The 5269-nt window shown below is 66.4% G+C and carries 6 protein-coding genes and 2 pseudogenes; all 8 read right to left on the bottom strand.

Annotation, left to right across the window (positions count from 1 at the left end):
* Positions 1–621 (bottom strand): annotated as a pseudogene (locus J7E68_RS13365) (F0F1 ATP synthase subunit alpha); the annotation flags it as partial.
* A 47-nt stretch (positions 622–668) separates the two neighbouring features.
* Positions 669–1457, bottom strand: coding sequence for a F0F1 ATP synthase subunit delta (locus tag J7E68_RS13360; protein WP_215173347.1), 789 nt, complete (start codon positions 1455–1457; stop codon positions 669–671).
* Positions 1457–2014, bottom strand: a complete 558-nt coding sequence (locus J7E68_RS13355) for a F0F1 ATP synthase subunit B (RefSeq protein WP_215173346.1) — start codon at positions 2012–2014, stop codon at positions 1457–1459. Before J7E68_RS13355 ends, J7E68_RS13360 begins: the two co-directional genes overlap by 1 nt.
* 27 nt (positions 2015–2041) lie before the next feature.
* Positions 2042–2278 (bottom strand): ATP synthase F0 subunit C, encoded by a 237-nt coding sequence (gene atpE / locus J7E68_RS13350; protein ID WP_042541851.1) that lies wholly within the window; start codon positions 2276–2278, stop codon positions 2042–2044.
* 43 nt (positions 2279–2321) lie between these two features.
* A complete protein-coding gene (gene atpB / locus J7E68_RS13345) occupies positions 2322–3107 on the bottom strand; it encodes a F0F1 ATP synthase subunit A (RefSeq protein WP_215173345.1) in 786 nt (261 codons plus the stop codon).
* Positions 3108–3253: 146 nt separating this feature from the next.
* Positions 3254–3829 (bottom strand): hypothetical protein, encoded by a 576-nt coding sequence (locus J7E68_RS13340; protein WP_311416909.1) that lies wholly within the window; start codon positions 3827–3829, stop codon positions 3254–3256.
* Positions 3826–4998 carry an MraY family glycosyltransferase gene (locus J7E68_RS13335; protein ID WP_215173343.1) on the bottom strand — a complete coding sequence of 391 codons (1173 nt, stop codon included), beginning with the start codon at positions 4996–4998 and terminating at the stop codon, positions 3826–3828. Before J7E68_RS13335 ends, J7E68_RS13340 begins: the two co-directional genes overlap by 4 nt.
* A pseudogene (locus J7E68_RS13330) lies at positions 4995–5269 on the bottom strand (threonylcarbamoyl-AMP synthase); the annotation flags it as partial. The gene J7E68_RS13335 and the pseudogene J7E68_RS13330, both read right to left, overlap by 4 nt.

Here is a 5269-nt window from a genome sequence, read left to right as displayed (position 1 = left end):
GTAGATGCAACGGACCTGGTTGTTGACGTCGCCCGCCTCCCAGTTGTCCTTCTGGTTGATGATCGTGTCGATCGCGATGGCCGTCTTACCGGTCTGGCGGTCGCCGATAATCAACTGACGCTGTCCGCGGCCGACGGGGATCATCGCGTCGATGGCCTTGATGCCGGTCTGCATCGGCTCGTGCACCGACTTGCGCTGCATGACGCCGGGAGCCTGGAGCTCGAGCTCACGCACGCCCTCGGTGGCGATGGAACCGAGGCCGTCGATCGGGTTGCCCAGCGGGTCGACCACGCGGCCGAGGTATCCGTCGCCGACGGGAACGGAGAGGACCTCACCCGTACGGGTGACTTCCTGACCGGCCTCGACGCCGGTGAACTCGCCGAGCACGACGACACCGATCTGGTGCTCGTCGAGGTTGAGCGCGAGTCCCTTGGTGCCGTCCGCGAAGGTGACGAGCTCATTAGCCATCACGCCGGGAAGTCCCTCGACGTGCGCGATGCCGTCTGCCGCGTCGATGACGGTGCCGACCTCAGTCGCCGCGGCCCCAGTGGGCTCGTATGCTGCGGCGAAGTCCTTCAGCGCGTCACGGATGACGTCGGGGCTGATCGATAGTTCTGCCATTGTCTTCCCTTTGTATCTGGGTGCGCGGTTCCCCGCGCGAAGTCGTGTTAGCCGGCGAGCTTCTGGCGAAGATCGGCGAGACGGGCGGAGATGCTGCCGTCGATGACGTCATCGGCGATCTGCACGCGCAGGCCTCCGACGACGGCGGGGTCTGAGACCTCGTTGAGCGAGATCTTGCCGTCGTAGCGTCGCGAGAGTGCGTCGCTGAGACGGGTGCGCTGTGCGTCGGTGAGCGGCTTCGCGCTGTGTACCGTGGCGACCACGCGGTCGCCCTGATCTGCGACGACGCGCGTTGCCCGGTTGAGCATCTGCCGCACGCGGCGGTCGCGAGGCTGGCGGACCAGCGAAGAGACGATCACCGCAGTCGCGTCGCTGACGCCCCCTGCGAGAAGCCGGTCGACGAGTGCACCCTTGGCGTCTTCTCCCCCGAGGCGGCTCCCGAGCGCGAGCTCGAGTTCCGCGTTCGCGGCGATCACCCGGGTGAAGCCGAACAGCTCTCCCCCGATGTCAGCCTTCGGGTCGGCGATCGCTGCAGCCCTGATGGCGAGCTCCTCGATGCCGTCGACCAGCTCGGAAGCCGACGACCAGCGCTCGGCGACGACGGTCTTCAGCACGCTCTGCGCGTCCTGAGAGAAGCCGCCGAACACCGCTGCGACGACGTTCTGTCGCGCCACGGCCGGAGCCGGGGGGTCGGCGAGCGCGCCGCTCAAATGAGACGACTCCGCCACGGCACGCGCGGCTGCGAACAGCTCCCGTGCCGTGTCGAGAGTGACGTCCTTCGCTGCGGCAAGCGCCTGAGTGGATGCCGCGAGTGCCTGAGTGGTCGCGCTGCCCATTACTGAGCCGCCTTCTCGGATGCTTCGAGGTCGGCGAGGAAGCGGTCGACGACCGCGGTCGCACGTGCATCGTCGGAGAGCGTCTCGCCGACCACGCCACCGGCGAGGTCGATGGCGAGCGAGCCCACCTCGCTGCGCAGCGAGACGAGAGCGGTCTGACGCTCGGCCTCGATCTGCGTGTGCGCGGTGGCCGTGATGCGAGCGGCCTCGCTCGACGCGGCGTCCTTGGCCTCGGCGACGATCTTCTTGCCGTCCTCACGGGCGGCCTCACGGATCTCGCCGGCCTCGGTGCGCGCCTCGGCGAGCTGCCGGGTGTACTCCTCGAGAGCGGCTTCAGCCTGCTTCTGGGCCTCGTCTGCCTTGGCGATGTTGCCCTCGATGGCGGCGGACCGCTTGTCGAGCATCGCGGTGAACTTCGGAAGGGCGACCTTCCACACGACGATGAGGATGACGATGAACCACAGACCCGACCAGATGATGTCGTACCACGCAGGGATCAGCGGGTTGGGCGTTTCGCCCTCTGCTGCTGCGAGGTTCGTGACAAGAGCGTTCAGCATCCTGTCTCCTTCAGAAGTCGGTAGAGATTACGGGAAGGGGATGAATCCGACGGCGATGCCGACGAATGCAAGCGCCTCGGTGAAGGCGATACCGATCCACATGAGGACCTGGAGGCGGCCGGCCAGCTCGGGCTGACGGGCGACACCCTCGATGGTCTTGCCGACGACGATACCCACGCCGATTGCCGGACCGATCGCTGCGAGGCCGTAGCCGACCGATGCGAGGTGACCGTTGATGTCTGCGAGAACCGTAGTAGCGTCCACGGGTTTTTCCTTTCGTTGGGTGGGACGGCAGTTGCCGACCCGCTCAGTGCTCTTCTGCGACCGCGAGCTGGATGTAGACCGCGGTGAGGACGGTGAAGACGTATGCCTGGAGGACGGCGACCAGAATCTCGAAGAGAGTGAAGGCGCCGCCGAAGGCGAGGGTTCCGACACCGAGAGCGGCCCAGCCGCCACCTGCGGTGAAGAAGAAGAACTGGGTGGCCGCGAAGCACAGCACCAGGAGCATGTGGCCGACGACCATGTTCATCAGGAGTCGGAGCATCAGCGTGACCGGCCGGATGATGAAGGTCGAGAGGAACTCGATCGGCGTCACGATGATGTAGACCGGCCAGGGCACGCCGGCCGGGAAGAGAGCGTTCTTGAAGAACCCGACCGGGCTCTTCTTGACACCCGCGTAGATGAAGGTGACGTAGCTCACGAGGGCGAGCGTCAGCGGCACGGCGGCGATGCTCGTGCCGGCGATGTTCAGGAACGGGATGATGCCCGTGATGTTCATGAACAGCACCATGAAGAAGATCGTGGTGAGGATCGGCAGGAATCGGTTGCCGTCCTTGCGTCCGAGAAGGTCGTGCGCGATGTTGGTGCGGACGAAGTCCAGACCCATCTCGACGACGCTCTGGAAGCGTCCGGGGACGATCTTCATGCGACGGGTTCCGAGAACCAGCAGCAGGACCACCACGACGACGGCGAGGAACTGCACCAGGTGGATCCGGTGGACGGGAATGACCCCGAACGCGTTGAAGAGGATCTCCGGGAAGAACTCGTCGATCGAAGGTCCGTGGAACTCGCCGTCAGAGGCGAGTTTGGGCATCAGGGTCGCAGCAAGATTGAACAGCGCGGGCTCCAGCTTCGGGGCACCGGTCAGAACCGGGGCGACGATGGTCGGTGTGCTTCAAGCGCAAGCGCTCGCGGGCGAGCGGCGGGCACGTCTCAACACTATCAGAATAAGAGGGTGCCCTAAGACCGCGGGGCCTCTTCGGCCGGGCCTTCCTGGTCGCCGGGCTCGGGGACGATGTGGTGCCGTCCCGGGGCACGATCCTCGGGCACGACGGTCGGCAGCTGCACACCGGGGGCGTGATCGGTCGGCGCCTCCGAGGGGAGCGATGCGTCGCTGACGTTCGGCAGTCGCATCTTGGTGATGACGATGACATCGATCACGAGGGTCGCCACGACGCCCGTGACGATCGACAGGAAGAACACCATCGGCTCGACCCACGGCTGACCGCTCAGCACGATCATGATCACGACGAAGAGGCCGAGCTTCAGCAGCCATCCGCCCAGCACGATCGCGAAGAACAGCTGCACATAGAGCGGGTCGCCGAACCAGCGGTTGGCGATCAGGATGCTGAGGGCCGTGATGCCGAGGAACAGCATGGCGAGCACGACGCCGAGCAGGCCGCTCACGAGACCCTCTCCCCCTCCGACGAGGAAGCCGATGCCGCCGGCCACGATCGCGAGGACGACCATCGAGAAGGCGGACCAGAGCAGGGTCCTGCGCAGGATGGGATTGCTGGAAACGGGGCTCGGGCTCACGGGGACTCCACGGGTGTCGGGTCGGGCTCAGCAGACGCCACGGTCTTCCGTCGGCGCAGAGGATTGAGGGTGATGACGAGGCAGGCGGCGATGCCCACGACGCCGAAGACGACACCGGGGATGTACTGGCCCGGCCAGTCCTCGCGGGCGCCGACGTACATCAGGAGGACGGCCAGCGAGATGACCGCCGTCCAGGCGTAGAAGATCAGCACGGCGTCACGGTCGCGGTGACCGAGGTCGAGCATGCGGTGATGCAGGTGCTTGCGGTCGGGCGAGAAGGGGGACTTGCCGGCGTTCATGCGACGGAGTACTGCGAGGCCGAAGTCGAGGAGCGGCAGGAGGACGACCAGCAGCGGGAGCAGGATCGGGATGAACGCACCGAGCAGCTGCGAGCGGCCGAGACGTTCGGGGTCGAGTGCGGACGGCTCGAGCTGACCCGTCACGGCGATCGCGGACGTGGCCATCAGCAGGCCCAGGACCAACGCACCCGAGTCCCCCATGAACAGCTTCGCGGGGCTCCAGTTCAGCGGGAGGAATCCGAGGCACGCGCCGATCAGCACCGCGGCCAGGAACGAGGCGAGGTTGAAGTAGCTCGAGGCCCCCGTGTCACGGGTGAGGATGTAGGAGTAGGCGAAGAAGACGCCGTTCGCGATCAGGCAGACACCGGCGACCAGGCCGTCGAGTCCGTCGATGAAGTTGACGGCGTTCATGACGATCACGATCGCGAACATCGTGATCGTGATGCTCAGCCAGCTGGAGAACACGATGAGGTCGCCGAACGGCAGCGACAGGATCTGCAGCCCGCCTCCCACCGTGATGATCCCGGCCGCGAGGAACTGCGCGCCGAGCTTGATCATCCAGTCGAGATCCCAGAGATCGTCGACCACGCCGACGATCGCGATGAGGAGCGAGGCCGCGAGGATCGACCACATGGTCTGCGGCGGCATCCACATGTTCGCGAAGAAGGGATTCGCCGCCGAGACGCCGATCGCGGCGGCGATCCCGAGGAAGATCGCGACGCCGCCGAGGCGGGGCGTCGGAGTGGTGTGCACGTCGCGTTCGCGGATGCCCGGGTAGAGCTTGAACCGCAGGCTCAGTCGCCAGACCGCCCAGGTCAGCGCGAAGGTGATCGCGGCGGTGAGGATGATCGTGAAGAGGTACTGCTTCACGAATCCCCGTTTGCTTTCGCCGGGTTCACCTCGGGCTCGAGCAGATCGCCGAGGACCTCGGCCAACCGCTCGCGGCTGACGGCGCCGGATCGGAGGATGCGCACGCCACCGGTCACGGGCTCGGCGCCGCGCGGCACGAGAGACGTCGCATCGACGATCGTCGAGGCGATGCCGTCGCGGCTCACCCCGTCGGAGAGGTAGACGGCGACGCTGTCGCCCAGCATCCGCTCGGCGTCCAGTGCCGAGATCGCGGAGTCGTGGCCGGTGAGGT

Origin of the sequence: Microbacterium sp. ISL-103 (assembly GCF_018613995.1) — a bacterium.
Classification (GTDB): Bacteria; Actinomycetota; Actinomycetes; order Actinomycetales; family Microbacteriaceae; genus Microbacterium.
Note: the sequence above shows the minus strand (reverse complement) of the source record. Positions and strands in the feature narration are given on the sequence as shown.

Coding starts and splice junctions, on each gene's coding strand:
- J7E68_RS13360 (WP_215173347.1), bottom strand. CDS start 1,457: ATGGGCAGCGCGACCACTCAGGCACTCGCGGCATCCACTCAGGCGCTT.
- J7E68_RS13355 (WP_215173346.1), bottom strand. CDS start 2,014: ATGCTGAACGCTCTTGTCACGAACCTCGCAGCAGCAGAGGGCGAAACG.
- atpB (WP_215173345.1), bottom strand. CDS start 3,107: ATGCCCAAACTCGCCTCTGACGGCGAGTTCCACGGACCTTCGATCGAC.